The 23458-nt window shown below is 48.6% G+C and carries 23 protein-coding genes and 1 pseudogene; 14 read left to right on the forward strand and 10 right to left on the reverse strand.

What is annotated here, in order from left to right:
- Window positions 1-19 precede the first annotated feature (19 nt).
- The 3 genes from FZP57_RS01060 to FZP57_RS01070 form a co-directional block, all read right to left on the reverse strand.
- The gene (locus FZP57_RS01060; RefSeq protein ID WP_191216342.1) at window positions 20-1795 is read right to left on the reverse strand and encodes a ribosome biogenesis/translation initiation ATPase RLI; all 1776 of its coding nucleotides are present in this window, start codon (window positions 1793-1795) and stop codon (window positions 20-22) included.
- 121 nt (window positions 1796-1916) lie between these two features.
- Window positions 1917-2123, reverse strand: a complete 207-nt coding sequence (locus FZP57_RS01065; RefSeq protein ID WP_191216343.1) for a histone family protein — start codon at window positions 2121-2123, stop codon at window positions 1917-1919.
- A 4-nt stretch (window positions 2124-2127) separates the two neighbouring features.
- Window positions 2128-2349, reverse strand: coding sequence for a hypothetical protein (locus FZP57_RS01070; RefSeq protein ID WP_191216344.1), 222 nt, complete (start codon window positions 2347-2349; stop codon window positions 2128-2130).
- A 30-nt stretch (window positions 2350-2379) separates the two neighbouring features.
- Between FZP57_RS01070 and pth2 the strand changes: the two genes are divergently transcribed.
- The 5 genes from pth2 to FZP57_RS01095 all read left to right on the forward strand — a co-directional run bounded on the left by pth2 (window position 2380) and on the right by FZP57_RS01095 (window position 5117).
- Window positions 2380-2718, forward strand: a complete 339-nt coding sequence (gene pth2, locus FZP57_RS01075; protein ID WP_074358392.1) for an aminoacyl-tRNA hydrolase — start codon at window positions 2380-2382, stop codon at window positions 2716-2718.
- A 95-nt stretch (window positions 2719-2813) separates the two neighbouring features.
- Window positions 2814-3380: a delta 1-pyrroline-5-carboxylate synthetase gene (locus FZP57_RS01080; protein ID WP_238337938.1), complete on the forward strand. Its 567-nt coding sequence runs from the start codon at window positions 2814-2816 to the stop codon at window positions 3378-3380.
- The gene (locus FZP57_RS01085; RefSeq protein WP_010877306.1) at window positions 3381-3542 is read left to right on the forward strand and encodes a zinc finger domain-containing protein; all 162 of its coding nucleotides are present in this window, start codon (window positions 3381-3383) and stop codon (window positions 3540-3542) included.
- A gap of 48 nt (window positions 3543-3590) precedes the next feature.
- Entirely contained in the window at window positions 3591-3860 is a 270-nt protein-coding gene (locus FZP57_RS01090; protein WP_074358395.1) for an elongation factor 1-beta, read from the forward strand.
- A gap of 18 nt (window positions 3861-3878) precedes the next feature.
- A complete protein-coding gene (locus FZP57_RS01095; protein WP_191216564.1) occupies window positions 3879-5117 on the forward strand; it encodes a tripartite tricarboxylate transporter permease in 1239 nt (412 codons plus the stop codon).
- A gap of 69 nt (window positions 5118-5186) precedes the next feature.
- Here FZP57_RS01095 and FZP57_RS01100 read toward each other — a convergent pair whose 3' ends face one another.
- A complete protein-coding gene (locus tag FZP57_RS01100; protein ID WP_238337939.1) occupies window positions 5187-6134 on the reverse strand; it encodes a hypothetical protein in 948 nt (315 codons plus the stop codon).
- Between the two features lie 41 nt (window positions 6135-6175).
- Here FZP57_RS01100 and FZP57_RS01105 point away from each other — a divergent pair, with 41 nt between their 5' ends.
- Both FZP57_RS01105 and FZP57_RS01110 read left to right on the forward strand, forming a co-directional pair.
- Window positions 6176-7747 carry an ATPase, T2SS/T4P/T4SS family gene (locus FZP57_RS01105; protein ID WP_191216346.1) on the forward strand — a complete coding sequence of 524 codons (1572 nt, stop codon included), beginning with the start codon at window positions 6176-6178 and terminating at the stop codon, window positions 7745-7747.
- Window positions 7748-7759: 12 nt separating this feature from the next.
- Window positions 7760-8866, forward strand: coding sequence for a type II secretion system F family protein (locus FZP57_RS01110; protein ID WP_191216347.1), 1107 nt, complete (start codon window positions 7760-7762; stop codon window positions 8864-8866).
- 32 nt (window positions 8867-8898) lie between these two features.
- Here FZP57_RS01110 and FZP57_RS01115 read toward each other — a convergent pair.
- The 4 genes and pseudogenes from FZP57_RS01115 to cbiM form a co-directional block, all read right to left on the reverse strand.
- Window positions 8899-9833 (reverse strand): annotated as a pseudogene (locus FZP57_RS01115) (energy-coupling factor ABC transporter ATP-binding protein).
- A gap of 62 nt (window positions 9834-9895) precedes the next feature.
- Entirely contained in the window at window positions 9896-10681 is a 786-nt protein-coding gene (gene cbiQ / locus FZP57_RS01120) for a cobalt ECF transporter T component CbiQ (RefSeq protein WP_074358397.1), read from the reverse strand.
- 32 nt (window positions 10682-10713) lie between these two features.
- The gene (locus tag FZP57_RS01125) at window positions 10714-11034 is read right to left on the reverse strand and encodes a PDGLE domain-containing protein (RefSeq protein WP_074358398.1); all 321 of its coding nucleotides are present in this window, start codon (window positions 11032-11034) and stop codon (window positions 10714-10716) included.
- Complete coding sequence (cbiM, locus tag FZP57_RS01130; RefSeq protein ID WP_074358399.1) at window positions 11031-11681, reverse strand: cobalt transporter CbiM; 651 nt, start codon at window positions 11679-11681, stop codon at window positions 11031-11033. The genes FZP57_RS01125 and cbiM overlap by 4 nt, the downstream gene beginning before the upstream one ends.
- A 335-nt stretch (window positions 11682-12016) precedes the next feature.
- Here cbiM and cdhA point away from each other — a divergent pair, with 335 nt between their 5' ends.
- From cdhA to FZP57_RS01165, 7 genes are read left to right on the forward strand one after another with little or no spacing between them, the layout of a single operon-like run.
- Window positions 12017-14365, forward strand: coding sequence for a CO dehydrogenase/acetyl-CoA synthase complex subunit alpha (cdhA, locus tag FZP57_RS01135; RefSeq protein WP_084531115.1), 2349 nt, complete (start codon window positions 12017-12019; stop codon window positions 14363-14365).
- 4 nt (window positions 14366-14369) lie between these two features.
- On the forward strand, window positions 14370-14882 hold the full coding sequence (gene cdhB / locus FZP57_RS01140) for a CO dehydrogenase/acetyl-CoA synthase complex subunit epsilon (protein ID WP_074358401.1): 513 nt from the start codon (window positions 14370-14372) through the stop codon (window positions 14880-14882).
- A gap of 12 nt (window positions 14883-14894) precedes the next feature.
- Window positions 14895-16277 carry a CO dehydrogenase/CO-methylating acetyl-CoA synthase complex subunit beta gene (cdhC, locus tag FZP57_RS01145; protein WP_074358402.1) on the forward strand — a complete coding sequence of 461 codons (1383 nt, stop codon included), beginning with the start codon at window positions 14895-14897 and terminating at the stop codon, window positions 16275-16277.
- 15 nt (window positions 16278-16292) lie between these two features.
- Window positions 16293-17048, forward strand: coding sequence for an AAA family ATPase (locus FZP57_RS01150; protein WP_074358403.1), 756 nt, complete (start codon window positions 16293-16295; stop codon window positions 17046-17048).
- A gap of 10 nt (window positions 17049-17058) precedes the next feature.
- A complete protein-coding gene (gene cdhD, locus FZP57_RS01155; RefSeq protein ID WP_074358404.1) occupies window positions 17059-18213 on the forward strand; it encodes a CO dehydrogenase/acetyl-CoA synthase subunit delta in 1155 nt (384 codons plus the stop codon).
- Window positions 18214-18225: 12 nt separating this feature from the next.
- On the forward strand, window positions 18226-19605 hold the full coding sequence (acsC, locus tag FZP57_RS01160) for an acetyl-CoA decarbonylase/synthase complex subunit gamma (protein ID WP_074358405.1): 1380 nt from the start codon (window positions 18226-18228) through the stop codon (window positions 19603-19605).
- 17 nt (window positions 19606-19622) lie between these two features.
- On the forward strand, window positions 19623-20081 hold the full coding sequence (locus FZP57_RS01165; protein ID WP_202879483.1) for a 4Fe-4S dicluster domain-containing protein: 459 nt from the start codon (window positions 19623-19625) through the stop codon (window positions 20079-20081).
- Window positions 20082-20134: 53 nt separating this feature from the next.
- On the opposite strand, the gene FZP57_RS01170 is transcribed toward FZP57_RS01165, so the two are convergent.
- On the reverse strand, window positions 20135-21451 hold the full coding sequence (locus FZP57_RS01170; protein WP_238337942.1) for a HEAT repeat domain-containing protein: 1317 nt from the start codon (window positions 21449-21451) through the stop codon (window positions 20135-20137).
- Window positions 21452-21502: 51 nt separating this feature from the next.
- Entirely contained in the window at window positions 21503-23416 is a 1914-nt protein-coding gene (locus FZP57_RS01175; RefSeq protein WP_191216348.1) for a DMT family transporter, read from the reverse strand.
- Between the last annotated feature and the right edge of the window lie 42 nt (window positions 23417-23458).

Here is a 23458-nt window from a genome sequence, read left to right on the forward strand (position 1 = left end):
CCCTGAAAATAGAAATTAGTTATTCGGCCTTGAGGTAATAATACTCCCCGAGCTCCTTCTGCTTTCTGTCGAGGAAACTGTTGATCTTATTAACCCTGGGCCTTCTGGTCTCCTTGTCCCTTCTGAAGGTTATCCCCACCTCCATCAGGAAACGGTTCATGGCTTCCCTCAGCTCTGTCGGGCTTCCTGCATGACCATTAAAACCGGGTTTACCGCTGAATACCATGGCCCTGTCAGAGACATAGTCGATGAATATTATATCATGATCTATGACCATTGCAGATGAATTCCGTCCCTCTACTATCCTCCTTATGGCCTTTGCAGCCATCAGGCGCTGTTCAACATCAAGGAATGCTGTTGGTTCGTCGAGGACATAAAGATCAGCCTCCTGTGACAGTGTGACTGCAACGGCAAGCCTCTGGAGTTCACCCCCGCTCAGCTCCTCAACTTTCTTATCAAGGATTTCCTCAAGGTTGAATGGCTTCATTATTTCGCTCTTGAATATGTTTGAACCGTATCCCGGAGCCTTTTCATAGAGTAACTCATCCACCGTACCCGGGTAGTCTGAGGAGAGATACTGGGGCTTGTAGGATATCTTTATATTCTTCTTAACCTTCCCTGTGTCCGGCTTCTCAACCCCTGCAAGGATCTTTGCAAAGGTTGTTTTACCGATACCGTTGGGGCCGAAGGCTGTTATGATCTCGTTGAAGTATATTGTCCCCTCATCAACCTCAAGGCTGAATTCAGGGTATGACTTCTTCATTGAGGAGTACTCTGCAAGGACATCTCCCTCATCACTGACCCTTGGGGGCTTGACCTTGAATTCAATAGCCTCTCTCCTGAACCTCACGTTTTCTTCCCTCAGAAAACCCTTTATGTATGTGTTTATACCAACACGGACGCCCCTCCTGTTTGATACAATCCCATATCCTCCGGGTTTACCGTAGAGTATATGCACATAGTCTGACATTGCATCCAGGGCGGCCATGTCATGCTCTATTACCATCACGGCTTTACCAGCATCTGCAAGGGACCTTATAACCCTGACTGCATTCAGCCTCTGACGGACGTCAAGCCAGGATGTTGGTTCATCAAAGTAGTAGAAGTCTGCTTCACGAAGGGCTGCGGCGGCAATCGCCACGCTCTGAAGTTCTCCTCCACTCAGGTTTGAAATGTCACGTTTCATTATACCCCCGATCTCGAGGGCTTCTATGACCTCGTCTGTCCGTTCTGATCCTATGCTCAGCAGCAGGTCCTCAACACGCCCCTTAACGTAACGGGGGATCCTGTCAACCATCTGTGGTTTATGAACCACCTTCACGTTACCTTCACTGAGGTTCCTGAAGTAGTTCTGGAGCTCCGAGCCCCTGAAATAGCTTATTATCTCGTCCCATTCCGGCGGGTCCTGGAAGTTACCAAGATTGGGCTTAAGTTCACCCGAGAGTATCCTTATTATGGTTGATTTACCTATACCGTTGGGGCCCATGAGTCCCACAACGTCACCCTCGCTTACAGAGGGCAGTCCAAAGAGTTCAAAGAGGTTCTGACCGTAACGGTGCACGGGGTTTTCAAGGGCTTCCGGAAGATTTATTACACTAACCGCGTTGAAGGGGCATCTCTTGGTACATATACCGCACCCCGAGCAGAGTTCCTCTGATATCAATGGTTTCTTTGTTTTTTCATCCACCGTTATCGTGTCCTCACCCATCCTCACTCCAGGGCAGTAGTCTATGCACACGTAATTACATTTCTTTGGCTGACACCTGTCATGGTCAAGTATTGAAATCCTGGTCAATTTTATCACCGTGAGAAGTTAGAATCAGTGAACTGATTATGGTGGTGGTGCTTAATAAAAATTGCCTATGGCTGAGGAGGGTTAATGGAAAATAAGAATAAAATAAGAAAAATCTGGCCATTTATACTTTTTTAACGGCCAGTTCGATGTCTGATTTCTTCACGGTTTTTCTGCCGGCGTGTTTTGCAAGTTTAACTGCTTCTCTTGCAATTTTCATGCCCTCTTCTTCAAGGACCCTTGCAAGTTCTTCTCTTGCATCATCACTTATTCTCTGGGCACCGGCATTTTTTATTATTCTCCCAACTGGTGCTATAGGTAATTCGGCCATAATATCACCTCAGTTTTATATTTAAATCCATAGTATTTAAATTTATCGTTTTTTCAGCATTATTTTCCATTCCCCTCCCGATTCTCTGCTCCACCGGTACCATGAACTTCACTGTAACCATGATACAGACCGGCTCTTTCTCATGGGTTAGCACCGGCACCGCACGGGTCATATGAAGGTCATCAAGTTCCAGATGGGGTGGATGGTGGAAATCGTTATTAGTCATGATCAATATAAAACCGCCACAGGTGTGAAAATGAAACAGGTCATAATAGTAAGGTCAGATCTTGGAATGGGCAGAGGTAAAATCGCTGCTCAGGCATGTCACGCTTCTATAGGATCATACAAAAAAACAGACCCTGATAAAATAAGAGAATGGGAGATGGAAGGCTCAAAAAAGGTTGTACTCTCGGTACCCGGCCTTGAAGAACTGATGGAGATATATGAGGCTGTCCGGAGGACGGACATTTCACACTACCTTGTGCGTGATGCAGGCCATACCCAGATACCTGCAGGAACAGTAACATGTCTGGGCATAGGGCCTGACACTGATGAGAGAATAGACAGGATAACAGGGGAGCTTAAGCTGCTATGAGCAGGTGATTCCATGGAATGGGTTGTGAAGATAGGCGGCAGCCTCTTCCCGGATCATGCAGCGGTTCTACTTGAAAAACTGAGGGGGAGGAATCTGTGGTGATCTGTGGCGGCGGAGACTTTGCTGATATGGTGAGACACCATGATGAAAGGAAGGGATTCTCTGCATCCGCTACTCATGAAGCGGCTATTCTGTGCATGGATATTACAGGAAGGCTTCTATCAGACCTTGTGGATTCTTCCAGGACCGTTAGAACCCTCCAGGAATGCAGAAATGCTATAGATGATGGTTTTACTCCAGTTCTTTTACCCTCCCAGCTTCTACGCTACACGGATCCTGCTGAACATTCATGGAGGGTTACTTCTGATTCCCTTTCACTTGCAGTGGCCCACATGCTTGGAGCGAAACTTTTAATAGCAACTGATGTAGATGGTATATATACTGAAAGACCACCTGCCAGTGATGCTAAACTTATAAATGATATAAGTGCTAAAGACTTACTATCTTTTGGTGAGACATCAGTGGATGAAGCACTACCTGAACTTCTAATTAAATTCAAATCTGATTGTTACGTTGTGAATGGGAAATATCCGTCCAGGGTGCTATCCATTTTAAGGGCAGGTGCTTCAGCCGGAATATGTACAGTTATAAGAGGTGATTAGATGACCAAGATGGAATGCACATCCTGTAAACAGGAGATACCTCTGGTTGAGACATACGTGAAATTTGAATGTCCAATGTGCGGTGAGATGATCTACAGGTGCCAGAAGTGCAGGACCTTCGGACACACCTACAGGTGCAAGTGTGGCTTCGAAGGGCCATAATAAGATATAAATATGTATTAAATTAATACTAAATTCTGGAGGTATTTCATGGGAGAGGTAGTAGCAACAATAAAGTTAATGCCAGAAAGCCCTGAAGTTGACCTTGAAGCCCTCAAGAAGGAGGTCAGGGCAAGGATACCCGAGGGCACAGAGCTTCACAGGATAGATGAGGAGCCCATAGCATTCGGTCTTGTGGCCCTCAATGTGATGGTCGTTGTTGATGACGCTGAGGGAGGAACAGAGGCCGCAGAGGAGAACCTTGCAGGCATTGAAGGAATAAGCAACATAGAAGTAACTGATGTTAGAAGGTTAATGTAGACCTTTATGGTGATGGGGATACTCGATATCCTTCTTGCCTGTTTTCTTGGAATTCTGGTGGGAGTACTAACAGGCCTTATCCCTGGGGTCCATGTCAACACCGTGGGAGCCTTTGCTTTTTCATCAGCATCATACATCCTTGGCTTATTTTCACCAGAATTTCTTGCTGTTTTTTTATTATCTCTCTCTGTGACACACGCACTCCTTGAGTTCATACCCTCCCTGCTTCTGGGAGTGCCTGATGATGGGACCGCACTTTCGGTTCTACCGGGCCACCGTATGGTCCTTGAGGGAAGGGCCATGGAGGCCATGAGGCTTGCAACCATCGGCGCTGCCGGCGGCATTATACTGACCTTAATCATGTTACACCCACTTTTCATTGTACTCCCACCACTCTATGGACTTATAAAACCTTACATGTGGATTTTACTTGTTCTTGTTTCGCTTTACATGCTGATAACCCTCAGCAGGAACTATGAATCCATGCTCTGGGCAGTGATTCTTTTTATGTTTTCAGGTCTGATGGGGCTTCAGGTGTTCAGCACACCATTATCCCCTGGTCTTGGGCTCATGACACTCTTCACAGGGTTTTTCGGCCTCAGCACAATCCTTTACAGTCTGGGTTCGAAACCATCCATACCGGAACAGGGAAAATTCGAGGGAGTGACTGTTGATGGAAAAATTTTAAGGGCGGTGGCTGCAGGTGGACTTGCATCAACACTACTTGGATTTCTCCCTGGTTTCGGACCGGCACAGGGCGGAATACTGGCACAGTCACTTGCAGGGGCAAGAGAAGATTCTCCTGAAACATTCATTGTTGCACTGAGCGGTCTTAACACATCGGACGCACTATTCTCGCTACTTACACTCTACCTTATAGGTAATCCCAGAAGCGGAATCGCGGTCTACATCTCCCAGATAATTCAGGGGGTGGACACCGCCCATCTGATGCTCTTCATATCAGCTTCACTCCTGGCTGTTTCAGCAGCATCAATCATAGCACTCAGGGCAGGGGATTATATCTGCCGGGTGATGGGGGTGGTGGATTATGGGAGGATATCGGTTTATGTCATGATATTCATGGTGGGATCCATCCTCTTCTTCACCTTAAAGGAGGGTGCAAGCATCCCATTCATTGCAGCCACCCTCATAGCATCAACAGCCTTCGGTCTTCTTCCACACTCTGTGGGGGTGAGCAAATCACACCTCATGGGTGTACTCATCATACCGGCCATCATCATCTATACAGGGATTTAAAGGGGGTGACAGGCAGTCCATTGGGGGGTACCTTCAGCTTTAATTTGAAACGGTTGAAGCTGGCTTTATTCACTGTATTATCAGAATCCTTTCTGCAAGTTTTCTGGCGGCTTCTGCGAATTCTTTGAGGTCAGCACCAGGGAAGGGGTCGATGATGCAGAGGTCGAACCTTTCATCAAGGACATCGGGGAGGTCCCTTATGTCCATATTGTATATGCTGAAGGATCTTCCTCCTGTCTTCCTGGCAGAACTGAATCCATTGACCTCAAGGTTCAGGCGTGTCATATCACATGCATCGCCCCATAGATCATTAAAAACAACCCTTCCAACCCCTGAGAGCAGTGAGAATATTCCAAGGGTGCCGGGACCGCAGGTTGCATCAACAACACTTTCTGGCGTGCTGGATTCCAGTTCCCTGGCAACAGCATTTATCTTTGGATTTTCATGGGATGGGAACTCAATATGGAGTCTGCTCTGCCTCCGGTATATGCATAAACCTCCAGAGGGAGTCTTCATGAAGTCACATCTCATATCACAGCCAGCAAGGAGTTCATAGACATGGGGGGTTGCCCTGGAGTTGAAGATCCCCGGAGTTTTCCCAGGGTCACCCCTCATAACACCCTTCACCTCAGGAACTTCCTTCAGTATTTCTCTGGCCGTTTCACGGTCAACCTTTGGTGATAGGAGAACAAGAGATTTTTCAGGAAGAAACGGCGGCGAACCGAGTGGAAATGCAGGTGTTATGAGGGGCACGCCAGCATCCCTGAGACTGGAATCAGGGCCAATAAGTCCAGAGGATATCATTATACTGCAGACATCCGCCATGACAGAGTCAAGGTGCCTCCTTCCACACCCGCAGACTTCCCCTGAACCCTGCACCTGGTCCATAAGGGACCTGAACCTGCTCAGTCCAGGGGGAGTGCATAGCGGGCATGGATCATATAATCCTTCGATTTTTCTTATGATTGCATCACAGCCATCAAGGACCTCACCACAGACAGGGCAGTAAACTGACATATCCTTAAATATTATTCTACACATATTAATCTTTAGATAACATGAGGGATAAAAGGAAGGAAATTCTCAGGGAGATTCTTGGAGAATTTGCAGCAGATGATGAGACATCTCATAAGGAAGAAAAACCTTCAAAGGAAGATGAATCATCATTTAAGGTTGAAAAGGTGCTTGAAAAACCATCACCGAAGCCCGTACCGCGAGGTCCAGCTATAAAGGATGTTGAGATCATAGAGGGGGATCTCATACCAAAATATAAGGTCTCACTTCCAAAGTTCTCTGAGAAGGAAAGGGAACTCCTCAATGAGATACGTGAAAAACTCGTTGAAGTTGCCGTATCCAAGGGGGAGGACTTCAGGATCGATGAATCCACCTTCATGGGGGAGGTTAAGGAATTCCTTAAAATGAAGGGGGTTCGCAATGTTGATAAACTTGCCAAGCAGATCTCCCAGGAGATGCTTGGATACGGTGAACTTGACCCCCTCATCAAGGACGATGACCTTGAGGAGATCATGGTAATCGGTGTCAACAAGCCAGTATTTGTCTACCACCGTAAAATGGGGATGATGCTGACAAACGTCGTCTTCAAGGAGGACGATGATATAAGGGCCATCATAGACCTCATTGCAAGGCAGGTAAACAGACGTATTGACCAGCAGACACCGATACTTGATGCAAGGCTACCTGATGGTTCAAGGATCAATGCAACAATTCCCCCGGTTTCTCCTGATGGCTCCACACTCACCATCCGAAAGTTCAGGAAGGACCCCTTCACGGTTGTTGACCTTATAAACTTCAAGACAATGTCCTCTCATCTGGCGGCATTCCTCTGGGTGTGCACAGATGGACTTGGTGTCAAACCCTGCAACGCAATAGTCGCAGGGGGTACCGGTTCAGGTAAAACAACCACCCTCAACACGGTATCAGCATTCATACCCCCAACCGAGCGAATCATAACAATTGAGGACACCCTTGAACTTCAGCTCCCTCACACCCATGTCCTAAGGATGGAGACAAGACCACCCAACATTGAGGGTAAGGGTGAACTTGACATGGACACCCTGGTTAAGAACTCCCTCCGTCAGAGGCCCGACAGGGTGATTGTCGGTGAGGTCAGGGGCAGTGAAGCCATAACCCTCTTCACAGCCCTTAACACAGGGCACAGTGGATTCGGAACGCTCCACGCCAACACGGCGAGGGAGACCATAACCCGTCTCATAAACCCTCCGATGAATGTGCCGAGGATAATGATACCTGCCCTGGACTTCATTATAATGCAGAACAGGATGTACAGGCCTGAGGGAGGCTCCATAAGGAGGATAACTGAGGTTGCCGAGGTTGTGGGTATGGAGGAGGGCAACGTCCAGCTCAACAGGGTCTTCGAGTGGAACAGTGTAACAGACAAGGTTGAATATGTTGGAATAGCAAGCCAGACCCTCAGGGAGATAGCTGAACTCAGGGCCATCAGCATAAACGAGATTGAAGAGGAGATCGAGAGGAGAAGACTTGTTCTTGAATACATGGCTGATGAGAACATAAGGTCAATCGATGAGGTGGGGCATTACATAAACGAGTACTACAGGGACCCTGACGGTGTCCTGGACAGCATTCTCTAGAGCGATGATATCATGGCATCCATCAAGGACTTATTTGATAAACTGGGCGGACTGACCCTTAAATCCTCAAAGAAGGTTGGGGAGGGTGTTCAGAAACCAGTCCAGAAGATCAGTGAGATAAAGCCCCCCAAACCTCCGGTAGGAAAACCGGGAAGAGTATTCGGGAGAGGATCTGGATCAGGAGGAGGACTTTTCAAAGGAAAATTTTCCCCAAAAAAGGGGTTCCTGGGTAAAAGGGGATCTTTAAGGCCTATAAGTCGAATGAAAATGACTCCTGAGGAGATAGAAGTATTCAAGGGGCTTATAGAGGCCGATAAACGACTCGAGGAAAGGGAGGATTCTGTTACCCGGGAGACATATCAGAGGGCTTCCCTTGAGGAACTTCTCAGGGAGGAGGAGAAGGAACAGCTGGACCCCAAACTCATCATGATACTTGGAGGGTGTTCCGGCGCCATTCTACTGGTCGTGATGGTCATCCTTGGTTTTGGAATAGAAATAGGACTTGCGGTGATGATGGCGGTCCTTTTCATGGCCATGATCATGATATTTCTCCCCAACCTTCGGAAGGGAAAACGTTCCACTGAAGCATCAAGGGAGCTCCCCTTCGCCCTCCGTCAGATGGCAACTGAACTCAAGTCAGGGCTGGGGCTGCATGACAGCATGAGGTCGGTTGCAATGTCAGGTTACGGGGCTCTTTCTGAGGAGTTTGCAAGGACACTGGAGGAAATCAAATACGGTGAGACAACCGAGAACGCCCTTATTGAGATGAGTAACCGGATAGAATCGGATGGTCTTAAGAGGGCTGTTTACCAGATTACAAGGACACTTAACAGTGGTGGTGACCTTTCAAAGACCCTCAATGTAATTGCAGATGATATAGCATATGAAATGAGGATGAAGCTCAAGGATTACTCCCAGAAACTGAACTCCTTTACAATGATCTACATGTTCCTGGCCATCCTGGGCCCTGTTATATTCCTTGTCATGCTCCTTGCAGCATCAACGGTTATGGGACCGGTTCTACCACCCATGGCCATCATACTCATATACCTCTTCCTCTTCCCGCTCCTGGTGGGCTTCATGGCATTCATGATAAAGAGACTGGAGCCGAAGCTTTAGTCTTTTTAGATGATGTGACTGAAGTTCAAAATTTAATCTTTTTTCAGTGCATGTAGAAGTTCATGGTATTTTTCTTCTCCAAGCAGGTGGATGAGTTCATGCTGCCTCTCCTCCCCTAGGACATGGAGGAGTTCATGGTACTTCTTTTCTCCAAGGGTATGGAGGAGTTCGTGGTATGCATCCTCAACTGTTAATTTAACATCAACCCTGAATCCAGCATTCCTGAGGCGGTTCATGAGGTCGGCAGTCTTTGGAAGCTTGAGATTCGCTCTTCTGATGATTTCAGGGCGGCTGAGTATCTCTTCAGACCCCCCATCGGCAATTAGCCGACCATCGTTCAGTACGATTATTCGTTCTGCAAACTGGCTTATTATTTCAACATCATGGGAGGAGATGATAACGGTTATCCCATCCCTGCCAAGCTCAAGGAGTGTGTCGATGATGTCATCGGCTGCTTGGGGGTCAAGTCCGGCGGTTGGCTCATCAAGAACCATTATTTCAGGCTTCATTGCAAGGATACCTGCAATTGCAATCTTCTTCTTCTCACCGCCACTGAGGTGGTGTGGGGGCCGGTCCCCATATCCACCCATACCAACCCTTTCAAGGGATCCCCTGACCCGTCTCTCAACTTCATCATCGTCAAGTCCAAGGTTCACCGGTCCGAATGCCATGTCTTCAAACACGGTGGGTGAAAATAGCTGGTCATCAGGGTTCTGGAATACTATACCCACCCTCTGACGGAGTTTCATCAGTCCATCCTTGCTGTAGTCAATTTCAGCCCCATCAATAAGGATGCTGCCCTCTTTGGGTTTCAGTATACCGTTGAGGTGCAGAAGGAGCGTTGATTTACCGGCACCGTTGGGTCCTATCACAGCAACTCGCTCCCCCTTCTTTATCCTGAGGTTTATGTCTTTAAGGCAGGGATGCCGTCAGGGTAACTGTAGCTGAGGTCCTTTATTTCTATCATACTGGCATCACTGGAAGTTTCATTTTTTGCCTGGATCGGTGCCGGGGAATGTTCACTCTCTGTTATCCGGCGGCCGGCTGGATCAGGTAGAGGGCTGCAAGGAGGAAAATGTTCACTGCTATGAATATCACATCACCCCTGCTGATCCTGGAGTGTATGGTGTACATCCTGCTTTCAGGGCTGTAACCCCGGCTCAGCATGCCGAGGTAAACCTTTTCGCCCTGTTCATATGCCCTAAGGAACATCATGGCGATGGTTTCACCGACCTTCCGCAGCCTCCACCTGTAGGGTGTTCTTTCATTCCATATGTCGAAGCATCTTGTTTTCTGGGCGTTCCTTATACGTTCCAGTTCATCGTAGAAGAAGAACAGGTACCTTACGGTGAGGTTGAGGAGCATGGCGAGATCCGCGGGTACCCCTATCCTCCTGGCCGAACCAACAAGTTCCTGCATGGATGTTGTTGAGGATAGGAGTATCACCGCTGTTACACTCACGGTGATCTTGGAGAGTAGAAGCAATCCAAAATTGAGTCCCTGCATGGTGATTTGGAGTCCTAGGGGACCTGCCCATATAACATCACCGGGCCTTATGAAGGGCTGGAATAGGGCTATGAAGCCCCCGAAGGGCAGTATGAGGATAAGACGTTTAATAGCATAGGAAAGGGATACATTTGAGATGAATATCAATGTGAGAAGGTAAACTTCCATGATGGCAAGAATAAGGATATTGCTGGTTCCAACAGCATAGACTATTATCATGAATGTTATGATGAGCTTCACCCGTCCATCAAGTCCATGGACGGGGCTTTCCTTGAGTGTTTCCCTTTCAATGTTTACAAGGTCTTCCATTCAACTTCCCCTGTAGAAAAAAATGGAGGATTTTAATCCTCCGAACTCTCATTTCCCTCTTCGCCTGCATCACCCTTGAATATGGCACCTATTCCATATGCAACTCCAAGGACGAGGACTGTGCCCAGGACGAGTGATATAACCCCTCCAAGGGGACTGTCACCCAGCGCAGGTAATGTGTAATCAGGGAGGGGTGACTCAAGAACGGGCTCGGTTTCAGGGTTTGGCATAAGCTTTTCAGCAGTGCTCTCAAGTCCGTCAGGGTTTGAAGAGGCAAGGAATGGTGCAAGGACAGCTATCACCAGGGCGATTATGAGGCCGCCAATCAGGAACTTTTTGTCTCTGGCTTTCATTCTGCAGCCACCTCTTTTGGTTTTCCCCAGCTCTTGAATGAGAAGAGATCCGGGCGGGCGTTTTCTATTGCAAGGACAACGATGACCGTTATCGCGGCTTCAATGAGGCCTATGACTGCATGGTACAGTCCCATGAATGCAAGGCCTTCATTCAGCGGGAATGTCCCTGCAATCCACATTTCCACTGCACAGGCGATTGCAGCAAGGAATATGGATGCCCATGATGCTATCAAAACTGCAGGAACTTCTCCAATGGATTTAGTTGCCCTGAATAGGTAGTAACCTGTGAAACCACCGATGATGCCCATGTTAAAGATGTTGGCACCCAGGGCTGTGACTCCACCGTCACCGAATATGAGTCCCTGAAGTATGAGTACTATCGATAGAAGGAGCACGGCAGCCCATGGGCTTGCAAAGACTATTGCAACAAGGGCAGCTCCGACCATATGGCCACTGGTACCCCATGGTATCGGTATGTTCATGGCCTGTATTGCAAAGATTCCCGCTGCAAGAACTGCAAATAGCGGAATCTGTCTTTCTTTAAGATCTCTATTAGCCCACTGCAGACTGAAGTAGAGGGCTACAATGGCTATTATCCAGTATACGAGATACTGGGGGAATGGTATGAAACCATCGGGGATATGCAAAATATTCGCCTCCTTTAAATTATTATTATGATTTCCATGACCTATATCATGATTTATATAATATAAAGCTTATTATGAGTATTACTATTTTTTCTTTTAATTTATATTACAGTAATAATCAGTCTGAGGGCAGGAAGGTGAAGGGACCCTCCCTGCAGGTATTCTGAAATCTATAGGGGGAAACAGACCTTAAGGAGATGATGGGATGGATTATTAAAAATCAGGAGGATTTTATGTTATTGCTCATAATACACAAAATTTATATACCTTTTCCATAAAATGAAAAACATCATTATAAATCATTAATAATTGCCAATCGGGATTTAGTAATACTGGTGATAGATGTGGCACCTGAATCAAAAAAAGCCAAAGACCTGAAAGGGGATTTCTGGGATGCTAAGAACATCCAGATATCCATAGGAAAAGTAATAACAGAGGAGGAGCCCCCTGAGGAAGTCAGGGGGCCTAAACCCATGCCCCATGTGACTGACCTCAGATCATGGGACATGAAACTCCTTGAAAGATACGAACCCTTCTATGCACCCTTCTGTGATATGTGCTGTCTGTGTACCTATGGTAAGTGCGAACTGCTGGGGAAGAAGGGAGCCTGCGGTATAGACGCAGCCACCCAGCAGGCAAGAACGGTGCTCCTGGCATGCCTGATAGGGACAGCAGCACATGCAGGACACGCAAGGCACCTCCTAGAACACCTCATAGAAAAACTCGGGGAAGACCATGAGATAGACCTGGGCATGAATGTGGATATAGAGGCCCCTATAACAAGGACAGTCATGGGTAAAAGACCCCGGACCCTGGGGGACCTCAGGGAGGTCATGGATTACGTTGAAGAGCAGATGTCACACCTCCTATCAGCATGCCACACAGGACAGGAGGGTGACAGCAAGGACTTCGAATCAAAGGCATTCCATGCAGGCCTCATGGATGACCTTGCAAGGGAGGCTGCGGATCTAGCCCAGATAGTTGCCCTGGACCTTCCAAAGGGTGATGAGGACGCACCCCTCATTGAACTCGGATTCGGGACAATAGACACAGAAAAACCGGTTGTCCTCTGCATAGGACACAATGTACTCCCTGGTGCGGATATAGTGGACTACCTTGATGAAAAGGGACTTGAAGAGGATGTGGAGGTCTGCGGGATATGCTGCGCAGCCATCGACATAACAAGGTACAACGATGCAGCCAAGGTTGTGGGACCTCTGTCAAAGCAGCTGCGGTTCATAAGAAGCGGCGTTGCAGACGTGGTGGTTGTTGACGAACAGTGCGTAAGGACGGACGTACTTGAAGAGGCCCTCAAGAACAGGTCCGCGGTGATTGCAACAACCGATAAGATGTGCCTTGGCCTCCCGGACATGACAGACGAGGACCCTGATAGGATCGTCAGGGACCTCATCGAGGGAAACATAAAGGGTGCACTCATCCTTGACCCTGAAAAGGTGGGTGAAGTGGCTGTTAAAACAGCAATTAAACTCGCCCCGGAAAGAAAACCCCTTAAGAAGCTTCCAGATGTGGAGGAAATAATTGAACTGGCATCAGAGTGCACCGACTGCGGCTGGTGCCAGCGTGCATGCCCCAACAGCCTGCCTGTTATGGATGCTGTGAAGAAGGCTGCAGAGGGAGACCTCAGCCAGCTCGAGGAAATGGCGGTTGAGGAGCTCTGCTACACCTGCGGAAGATGCGAACAGGAATGCGAAAGGGGAATACCCATAGTCTCCATGGTCACAAAGGCCGGTGAGAGAAGGGTCAAGGACGAGAAATACAAAATAAGGGCAGGAAGGGGCCCTGCCCAGGACGTTGAAATAAGACGTGTAGGGGCACCCATAGTACTGGGCGACATCCCTGGCGTGGTGGCCTTCGTAGGGTGCTCAAATTACCCTGCGGGCGGAAAGGATGTTGCCCTCATGGCAAAGGAGTTCCTTGAGAGAAACTACATAGTGGTAACAACCGGTTGCGGTGCAATGTCCATAGGCGAATACCGGGATGAAGACGGACAGACCCTCTATGAGAAATATGGTGGAGAATTTGATGCAAAGGGACTCGTGAATATGGGGTCCTGCGTTTCAAATGCCCACATTTCAGGTGCCGCAATAAAGATAGCAAACATATTCGCACAGAAACCCCTTGAGGGAAACTTTGAGGAGATAGCAGACTACATACTCAACCGTGTCGGTGCATGTGGAGTTGCATGGGGCGCATACTCCCAGAAGGCGGCTGCAATAGCAACAGGTGTCAACAGGTGGGGGATACCTGTAGTACTCGGACCCCACGGATCAAAATACCGCAGATTATTCCTTGGAAGGGCCGATGATGAAGAAAAATGGAAACTCAACGATCTAAGAACCGGAGAGGTTATCGACGGCGAACCCGCCCCCGAACACCTCCTCTACGCCGCAGAAAACAGGGAGGAGGCCACGGTCATGATAGCAAAGCTCTGCATAAGGCCAACGGACACCCCAAAGGGACGCCAGATGAAACTCAGTAACTACATAGACCTCCACAGGAAGTACTTCGGCACGATACCTGACGACATCGACAAGTTCATAAGGACAGAGAAGGACATCCCGATAGTCTACAAGAAGGACGTGATGAAGATACTTGAAGAGAAAAACTGGAAGCCAAGGAAGGTTCCAAAGGAACCATCCCTTATGGAAATGGAGAAGGGGTGATCCCATGAATGACCGTATAATACCATGGCAGCCAACGGTTATAGCAGGGCCAAAGCAGGCAATGCTCGTAACCCCTGAAACAGCCGTAATGATGATTAAAAAGGCCAAGAGACCCCTCATGGTGGTGGGTCCCCTTGCAAAACGCCAGCCAGTACTTGACCACACACTGAAGATAATGGAAAGGTGGGATCTGCCTGTTGTAACAACTGCAGACACCTTCAGGGTGTTCAATGAGAGGGGTGTTGAAACAGAGCCCTACGGCATAGTTGAGATAACCAACCTCCTGAAGGACCCTGAATGGAGGGGTGTCAGGGGTGAGGGTCAGCATGACCTCGTGATATTCATAGGATGCATATACTACATCGCATCCCAGGGCCTGTCAACCCTGAAACACTTCGCACCACATATAAAGACACTCACAATATGCAAAACATTCCATTCAAACGCAGATGCATCATTCCCTAACATGGATGATGAGGAATGGTTCAGATACCTTGAAAAGATGCATGAAGATTGATGGAGGAATTCAATGTTTGAAGACATACCCGTTGATGTAAGTCCAATGCATGAGGGGGAAAGGATAAGATCAGCAAACATGTTCGTTGAACTGGCAGGCCCCAAATCAATAGGAGCCGAGCTGGTTCAGGTAAAGGACAGTGTCGAGGATGGAAAGATAGAGGTTATAGGGCCGGACATCCCTGAAATGGAACAGGGCCAGATCTACCCCTTTGCCATAAGCATAGAGATAGGTGGGGGGGAACTTGAGGAGGAACTTGAGGGTGTTATTGAAAGAAGGGTCCACGAGCTCTGCAACTATGTCAAGGGATTCATGCACCTCAACCAGAGGGACCAGATATGGTGCCGTGTAAGCACAGAGGCCAGGGATGCAGGATTCAGACTTGAACACCTTGCAAGGGCACTCTCGGTTCTCTTCAAGGAGGAATTCCCCATAATAGAGTCAATATCCGTGACCATAATCACAGATGAAAAGGAGGTTGAATCCTTCCTTGAAACCGCAAGGGAAAAATATGATTTAAGGGACTCCAGGGCAAGGGAACTCTCAGACGAGGATGTTGATGTCTTTTACGGCTGTCTGATGTGCCAGTCCTTTGCACCCACCCATGTATGTGCAGTGACACCAGACAGAACAGCCCTGTGCGGAGCAATAAACTGGTTCGACTGCAGGGCAGCATACAAGATGGATCCTGAGGGACCAATATTTGAGATTGAAAAGGGAGAAGTGCTTGACGCAGAGAAGGGAGAATATGAAGGCATTAACGCTGCAGTTGCAGAACATTCACAGGGAACAACAGAGAGGGTCTACCTTCACAGCATATTCGGATACCCCCACACATCCTGCGGATGTTTCGAGGCAGTGGCATTCTACATACCCGAACTGGACGGTATAGGTATAGTGAACAGGGACTTCAGGGGAGAAACACCCCTGGGAATACCATTCTCGGCGATGGCAGGCCAGTGCTCCGGCGGAAAACAGGTTGAAGGATTCTCAGGCCTCAGCCTGGAATATATGAGGTCACCGAAATTCCTCCAGGCAGATGGAGGATACTCAAGGATAGTGTGGATGCCAAAGGAACTCAAGGATTCATTAATAGAATTCATTCCAGAGGACCTCAGGGATAAGATAGCAACCGAGGAGGATGCAACATCCATAAAGGAGATCAGGAGGTTCCTAAGGGAGAAGGGCCACCCTGTCCTTGAAAGGGCGGCTGCAGAACCTGAACCCGAGGCTGAAGAGGAGGAGGAGGCAGAAGAGATAACCATGGAAGAGGCCCCCTCAACAGTACCCGTAGTTTCATCCCCTGAAATGAGCGTCCCAGTTGCCGGTGGATTCAGAATAATCCTCAAAAATGCCAAGATCTACGCTGAAAGCGTGATAATAAAACGTGAATAGGTCAAGAGTGATCCTGTGATAATAGCAGTCAGTGGAAAGGGCGGAACCGGAAAAACAATGTTTTCAGCTTCCCTTATAAGGATACTTGCATCAACAGGGGCAGATGTCCTTGCAATAGATGCTGACCCCGATTCAAATCTTCCAGAGGCCCTGGGTGTGTCCGTTGACCGGACGGTGGGTGATGTCAGGGAACAGCTTAAGAGGGACACCGCAGAGGGCAGGATACCCCCATCAGCAAATAAATGGGACATGCTTGACTATCGTGTGATGGAATCAATAGTTGAAACAGAGGACTTTGACGTCCTTGTAATGGGCAGACCCGAGGGAAGCGGCTGCTACTGCGCTGTTAACACAATGCTGAGAAAGATAATTGAGAACATAGCCAGTAACTACGACTACATCGTAATTGACACGGAAGCAGGTCTGGAACACCTCAGCAGGAGGACAACACAGAACGTTGACGTCATGATAGTTGTAACCGACCCCTCAAAGAGGGGGGTGCTGACTGCAAGGAGAATACTTGAACTCTCAGAACAGCTTGAAATACGCTTCAGGGAGATATTCCTTGTCCTCAACAGGGTAAGGGATGAGGACCTTGAAAGACTGAAAGAGGGCGTGGAGAGGGAGGGTATTGAGGTTATAGGCGTCATACCCGAGGACCCTCTGGTATCAGAGTATGATATGGAGGGAAAACCACTCTATGAATTACCTGAAGATTCCGCATCATTCAGGGCCATAAAGAAGGTGGCTGAAAGGATACTAAATCTATAGAGGTGTGTTTATGGATAAATTAACGGAGCTTCTGAAGCTGCTTCAGAACACAAAATCCATTGAGATAAAGGAGTTCAGGATGGACGTTGATGAACTTGAACTCTACATGATGCCTGCAGTCCAGCAGGCCATCCAGAAGACGGTTGAAGTAAGGGAGAAGGTTGAAGCACTCCCTGAAGAAGAATTCAACCCGCCAGTAAGATCCTATCCAGGCGAAGTTGCCCAGGTAAAGCTGGGGGATGGAACAAGAAAGTCTGTCTACCTTGGAGGTCAGAAGGCCCTTTACAGGTTTGAGGAGCCCCAGCCAAACCCTCCAGTCGTAACCTTCGATGTATTTGACATACCAATGCCGGGACTTCCAAGGCCGATAAGGGAACACTTCAGTGACGTGATGGAGGACCCGGGTGACTGGGCAAGGAAGGCTGTGAAGGAGTACGGTGCCAACATGGTCACAATACACCTGATAGGTACAGGGCCAAAGGTCATGGACAAATCACCAAGGGACGCTGCAAGGGACATTGAGGAGGTCCTCCAGGCCGTGGATGTCCCCCTTGTAATTGGAGGATCAGGAGACCCTGAAAAGGACCCTCTTGTACTTGAAAAGGCCGCGGAGGCCGCCGAGGGTGAGAGGTGCCTCCTGGCATCAGCGAACCTTGACCTTGATTACAGGAAGGTTGCAAGGGCGGCCATTGATTACAACCATGCCGTCCTGTCATGGGCCATCACCGACGTTAACATGCAGAAGACCCTCAACAGGTACCTCATGAAGGAGGGCCTTACAAGGGAGGACATTGTCATGGACCCCACCACATGTGCACTTGGTTACGGTATAGAGTTCTCCATAGACGTAATAACAAGGACGAGGCTTGCAGCCCTCAAGGGAGACGCCGATCTGCAGATGCCAATGTCCTCAGGGACAACCAATGCCTGGGGTTCAAGGGAGGCATGGATGAAGAAGGATGAATGGGGACCCACCGACTACAGGGGTCCGCTGTGGGAGATTGTAACCGGACTTACTATGATGCTGTCAGGTGTGGACATATTCATGATGCTTCACCCAACATCCGTGAAGCTTCTAAGGGAAATAGGGGAGACCTTCACAAGGGAATACATGACTGCAGAGACACCTGACCTGAGGGAATGGATAACAGAACTGGATTATTAGGAGGTTTTAAAATTGCAGGTCACTGCTATGGATGTGTATCGTTTACTGCCAAAGAGCAACTGTGGTAAATGTAATGAGGCTTCATGCATGGCATTTGCCACAAAACTCATTGAAAAGGAGCTAACCCTCGATGACTGCCCCCAGCTGAGCGGGGATGAAAGACAGGAACTTGAAGAGCTGCTTGCACCGGCCGTTAAAGAGATCAGCTTCGGCCCTGAAAACAGGAAGGTTACTATAGGAGGGGATCAGGTCCTCTATAGGTATGAACTCACATACTACAACCCCACAGCCCTCGTGATAGACTTACCGGATGATCTCCCAGAGGATGAATTCATGGGGAGGGCCGAGGATATCCAGACACTGAGCTTCGAACGAACAGGGGAAACACTGACACTTGACGGAATAGCCCTGAGAAATAAGTCAGGAAGCCCTGAAAAATTTGCTGAAGCGGCAGAAAGACTTGGAGGAATGGGATATCCCCTCCTACTGTGCAGCTTCAACCCTGAGGCAATGGAGGCAGCCCTCAGGGTGGTGGGTGACCAGAGACCCATCATTTATGCTGCAACAGAGGAGAACCTGGATGAAATGGCAGAACTCGCACTTAAATATGAATGCCCCGTCGTCCTCTTTGCGCCGGGCGACCTTGAAGGGATGAAGAGACTCTCCTGGAAGCTTCGTTCAATGGGCGTTGCTGACATTATCCTTGACCCTGGCACATTTACGGGTGAGGGAATAGGGGATACAATTGACAACTTCGTAATGATAAGGCGGCTTGCAGTTGAGGAGCGTGATGCAGACTTCAGGTTCCCGATCCTGGGGGTACCTGCACTTTCAAGGCTCTCAGGAGAAGGGGATGCTGTGGAGGAAAACATAAGGGAGGCTACGGTGGCAGCAACCCTCATGAACAGGTACGCGGACATCCTCATCCTGGGGGGCACGGAGATATGGGAGTTAATGCCCCTTTTAACACTCAGACAGGGACTCTACACTGATCCAAGGAAGCCGCAGACCGTCGACCCTGGCGTATATGAGTTCGGAGAGGTGGATGAGGATTCACCTGTTATACTGACAACTAACTTCTCCCTCACATACTATACAGTGGAGGGGGACCTCAAGTCAGGGGATGTTACAGCCTACCTCCTTGTCCTTGACACAGAGGGAAGGGCTGTGGATGTTTCCCTGGCAGGGGGCCAGCTCAACGGTCCTGCAGTGGCTGACCTCATAAAGGATACCGGGATAGAGGAAAGGGTTAAAAACAAGGTCCTCATCATACCGGGCCTTGTAGCACCGGCAAGTGGTGAGATAGAGGATGATACCGGATGGCGGGTGCTTGTAGGACCAAGGGACTCATCAGGGATACCTGATTTCCTTGAGAAACTCGCATCAGAGTAGGTGGTGTACCTGTGAAGATGCTGATGGTTCTTGATCCGGCAAGGTGCAGTGGCTGCGATGACTGTATCAATGCATGCAGGAACACCCATGGAACTGCAAGGGCAAAGAAGGGAAATAAGATGCCGGTGTTCTGTCTCCAGTGCCACCCTGAAAAGGCACCATGCGCACGCATATGCCCTGTTGGCGCCATAAGGGAGGTTGACGGGGCCCTTGTAATCGATGAAGACGCATGCATACTCTGCAAGCTCTGCATGGTGGCATGTCCCGTTGGCATGATAGTCATGGACCCTGAAAAGAGATCTGCAGAGAAATGCACCCTCTGCATGGACGCCGACTGCATCATCCCGGCGTGCGTTGACGCCTGCAAGGAGAACGTCCTCAAGCTTATTTCAGTGGACGACCTTGCGGAACTGAATGACCGGTTGGAGTTCAGCGACATCCTTGAGGAGGCCATGAAGTTTTACAGGAAAAGTTAGTGGATGGGTCAGGGACAATAGTGGATGAGGAGTCTCTGGAGGAGAAGCCATGGTTAAGCATGGAGGGTGTTGATAAACACCCTGATATACCGGTATGAGTCCCTGATTCTCTCAAGGGGCCCCCTGAAGTAGATGTAGTATATGTTCATTTTCTTTTTAAAAACAAATACAATAACCCTTTTTTCCTTTGTTTCACCCGTCATTATATACCCGTGTTCATTATCAATTCTTATTATATCCCTTGAAAGATTAAAAAATCCTTTCCTAACCAGTACATCAAATAGGACTTCTGAAAACTCTTCTGCAGTGATTTCAGGAACTTCCTTTCGCTTTATAACGAATTCAAGGTTGTCGTCCCATGATCCTTCAACCAGCCTTTCATCCTCACTGGCCTCACTGAGATCCCAGAAGCGGGGGTACCTGAACCTCAGCTCCCCGTTATCAAATACCTCAAGGTCAGGTTTGGCATCAATAATATCAAGGGCTGCACGGGCCTTCCTCCTTACAAAGGGGTAGGGGTCTTTCGCGGCCCTCTGGAGGGCCTCGACGGCTTCAGGGTCGCCTATGAGTCCAAGGGCCTCGGCTACCTTACCGCGGACATAACGGTTTTCATCCCTTTTACGCCCGGAAAGCATCCCTTTAAGCGGTTTAACATCTTTCTTTGATCCTATCTCACCAAGAGCCTCCGCAACCATGGCCCTTGTCTGCCAGGAGGGATCTTCAAGCTTCTGGATGAGTGGCTTAACAGCTGCCTCCCCTATATTCACAACTGCAAGAAGAGCCTGTCTCCTGACATCGGAATCAGGGTCGCCAAGTTTATCAATGAGGATGTCCAGGTAGCCCTCGTCTGCCACTCCTATCATTGACCTGGCAGCAGTCTTCCTAACAACCCATGATTCATCGTAAAGGGCCATGGAGGCATACCTGAGCCCCCTTTCAGGGTTCAGTTTTATGAGGGCCCAAACAGCATTTTTCCTGACGTTCTCGTCGGGATGGTCTATAAATCTCCTTATGGCTTCGAAGACCCTTTCCTCAGGGAACCCTGAAAGGGACCTGATGGCCGCTATTTTAACGTCGATGTCGGTGTCATCAAGGGCCATTATGAGGTGATCAACGGCTTTAGGGTTTCCTATCCTTCCAAGGGCCCTCGCTGAAGCCGCCCTCACCCCTGTAAGCACAGGATATTCTTCCTGCCATTCCTCATATCTCAGGGATCTGATAAGGGCTTCAAGGGCCCTTTCATCTGCCAGAGTTTCCAGGGCCTCGGCAGCATCCCTCCTGACGGTAAAGTCATCATCTTCCAGGGCCTCCATGAGGCCGTAAACATCCCCCCTCCTGAGGAGCACCTCAGTGTTTATAGAAGATCCCAATGAATTATCCCCCATAATAAATTGGAGGATATGAAAAATAAATTTTGTGTTTCAGTCGTGGAGAGTTTTACCTGCAATCTCAAGGGCCCTGTCATCACCATATATCAGCTTCATATCCCATATGAGGGTCATGAAGGATCTGAGGGGTGTCGGGTCGTTTTCAACGCCCCTTTTAGTGATATGGTTGAGTGTTCTCTCAAGGGATGCGCTGTCCCCGGCAACGCTGTAGATCAGGGCTGCATCGGAGTAATGGCTTAAACAGTATACATCCTCCTCCCCATCACCCTGGAATGATCCGTCAGTGTTCTGGTGGTTCCTGAGCCATTCCGCACCCTTCTGAACTGATTCAAGTACCTGTTCATCCTTTGTGGAGATGTAGTAAAGTGCCAGTCCCTTCAGTATTCCGATGTTCTCGTATTCCCTGGAACTCCAGGCACCATCAAAGCCCTGTTCCCGGATAATGGAGTTCACAACTTCCCCTTTACCTTCGGGGTTCATGCCGGATACCTGGGATTCTGTTTTGAGTTTGAGATAATCCGGTCCAAGGATTGTGGAAGAGGTTTTGCCGGGCGCTATACTGATTTCATCCTTTTCAGTCTGGGATTCAACGAACCTTAGACCTTTGCTGACAATCTCATTGCTTTCAGTTGATTTCAAAGCCATTAATGGGTGAATGGTTTGCATTGTCGTGAGTGTATATTCTGCAGGGGGCATGCCAGCGGGGAATGAACCGTTATCCATCTGCCTGTAAGACAGCCATTTAATGAGATAGTTCCCCCTCTCTGTGAGGCTTGCATCCCCTGTTTCATCCCCCATTTGGAGATAGAGAGCTGCTATCATGGCGTTACTTTCATATGAACCCTTAAAGAGGCTGCCGAACTCGAGGTCCCTTGCAGGGTCGTTGTATCCATTACCACCAGCCTCTGAATATGAGTAGCCATTCCAGAATTTTTCGATAAAGCCTATAATTTCACCGTATCTGTTATTCTGGGGCCTTATTTCTGATGTATTTGATTCAAGCTCCGGATTTCTGATGTAGCGGTAAACCGAGACATCCCCCGACACGAAGACAGTTTTAAAGTGGGGGTCGTAGGGGGCGTAGAGACCTATACCGCTTTTATGATCATTCCTTGTAAGGTACAGGTAGCTTATATTGTTTTTTTCAATGAGGTAATAGGCCTCTGGGGGTATCGAGGAATCAAAGATTGTTGAGACCTCCTTCTGGATCATCCGGTTCTCCTTTACGGATGGAGCATCCCCCATGAAACCCCTGTAGACCGTATTCCAGAGAAGAACGTCTCTTCGATGGGTGTTCCCAATTAAAAGATAAGATTCATTGATTCTTGCCATGAAAACAGCATCCTGAGGCGTGTTTTTCTCTATCCAGCTGAATGCAGAGATCTGTTCAGGGCTCGGTGTGATTACGTTTGAGTATGCCATGGCGGCGCCCTGACTTACGGGTACCAGTATCAGGAGCAGAATCGCCCCACTCTTCAGCGAAGGCCCGATGTCCCATTTAAGGAGAGGATACCTTTTTAGGACTTCAGAATCCCTTATTTTCATGATTACTGACATGAGTCCGTAACCGGCAATCAGTGTGAGGGGTATTGCCGCGTAGGGGTCTCGGAACCTGAATGAGTAGGTTCCTATTATCATGAAGACCGCCGCCCAGATTATCAGGAATCGATGAACAGGATTCCGGGATTTTAAAAGAATAAGGGCGCCGTAGAGTCCAACTACAAGCTGCAGTACTCCCATCCACTTTGGGAATCCAAGTATTGTAACAGGCACGGCCTGAAATCTTGCAGCGAATGCTATGAACTCAACGAGGAAGACTACCATGGCTGCAAATATCAAGCCAAATTCAAGGGGCCTTTTCCTGAATGAGGGTGTCAGGAATGTGGCAATAAGGATCAGGACCGCGATTGCAAGGAAAATCCACCCCCTGTGGGTGAAGGGGTACATTATGAATATAACTGAAGCTCCAAGGAGGTACCTCGCATTACC

The sequence above is a fragment of the Methanothermobacter sp. THM-1 genome (assembly GCF_009914355.1).
Lineage (GTDB): Archaea > Methanobacteriota > Methanobacteria > Methanobacteriales > Methanothermobacteraceae > Methanothermobacter > Methanothermobacter wolfei.

What these genes read in the sequence shown, in the direction of transcription:
- FZP57_RS01065 (WP_191216343.1), bottom strand. Translation starts at nt 2,123, where the DNA reads ATGGCCGAATTACCTATAGCACCAGTTGGGAGAATAATAAAAAATGCC.
- FZP57_RS01070 (WP_191216344.1), bottom strand. Translation starts at nt 2,349, where the DNA reads ATGACTAATAACGATTTCCACCATCCACCCCATCTGGAACTTGATGAC.
- pth2 (WP_074358392.1), top strand. Translation starts at nt 2,380, where the DNA reads ATGAAACAGGTCATAATAGTAAGGTCAGATCTTGGAATGGGCAGAGGT.
- FZP57_RS01085 (WP_010877306.1), top strand. Translation starts at nt 3,381, where the DNA reads ATGACCAAGATGGAATGCACATCCTGTAAACAGGAGATACCTCTGGTT.
- FZP57_RS01090 (WP_074358395.1), top strand. Translation starts at nt 3,591, where the DNA reads ATGGGAGAGGTAGTAGCAACAATAAAGTTAATGCCAGAAAGCCCTGAA.
- FZP57_RS01100 (WP_238337939.1), bottom strand. Translation starts at nt 6,134, where the DNA reads ATGTCAGTTTACTGCCCTGTCTGTGGTGAGGTCCTTGATGGCTGTGAT.
- FZP57_RS01105 (WP_191216346.1), top strand. Translation starts at nt 6,176, where the DNA reads ATGAGGGATAAAAGGAAGGAAATTCTCAGGGAGATTCTTGGAGAATTT.
- FZP57_RS01110 (WP_191216347.1), top strand. Translation starts at nt 7,760, where the DNA reads ATGGCATCCATCAAGGACTTATTTGATAAACTGGGCGGACTGACCCTT.
- cbiQ (WP_074358397.1), bottom strand. Translation starts at nt 10,681, where the DNA reads ATGGAAGACCTTGTAAACATTGAAAGGGAAACACTCAAGGAAAGCCCC.
- FZP57_RS01125 (WP_074358398.1), bottom strand. Translation starts at nt 11,034, where the DNA reads ATGAAAGCCAGAGACAAAAAGTTCCTGATTGGCGGCCTCATAATCGCC.
- cdhB (WP_074358401.1), top strand. Translation starts at nt 14,370, where the DNA reads ATGAATGACCGTATAATACCATGGCAGCCAACGGTTATAGCAGGGCCA.
- cdhC (WP_074358402.1), top strand. Translation starts at nt 14,895, where the DNA reads ATGTTTGAAGACATACCCGTTGATGTAAGTCCAATGCATGAGGGGGAA.
- cdhD (WP_074358404.1), top strand. Translation starts at nt 17,059, where the DNA reads ATGGATAAATTAACGGAGCTTCTGAAGCTGCTTCAGAACACAAAATCC.
- FZP57_RS01165 (WP_202879483.1), top strand. Translation starts at nt 19,623, where the DNA reads ATGCTGATGGTTCTTGATCCGGCAAGGTGCAGTGGCTGCGATGACTGT.
- FZP57_RS01175 (WP_191216348.1), bottom strand. Translation starts at nt 23,416, where the DNA reads ATGTACCCCTTCACCCACAGGGGGTGGATTTTCCTTGCAATCGCGGTC.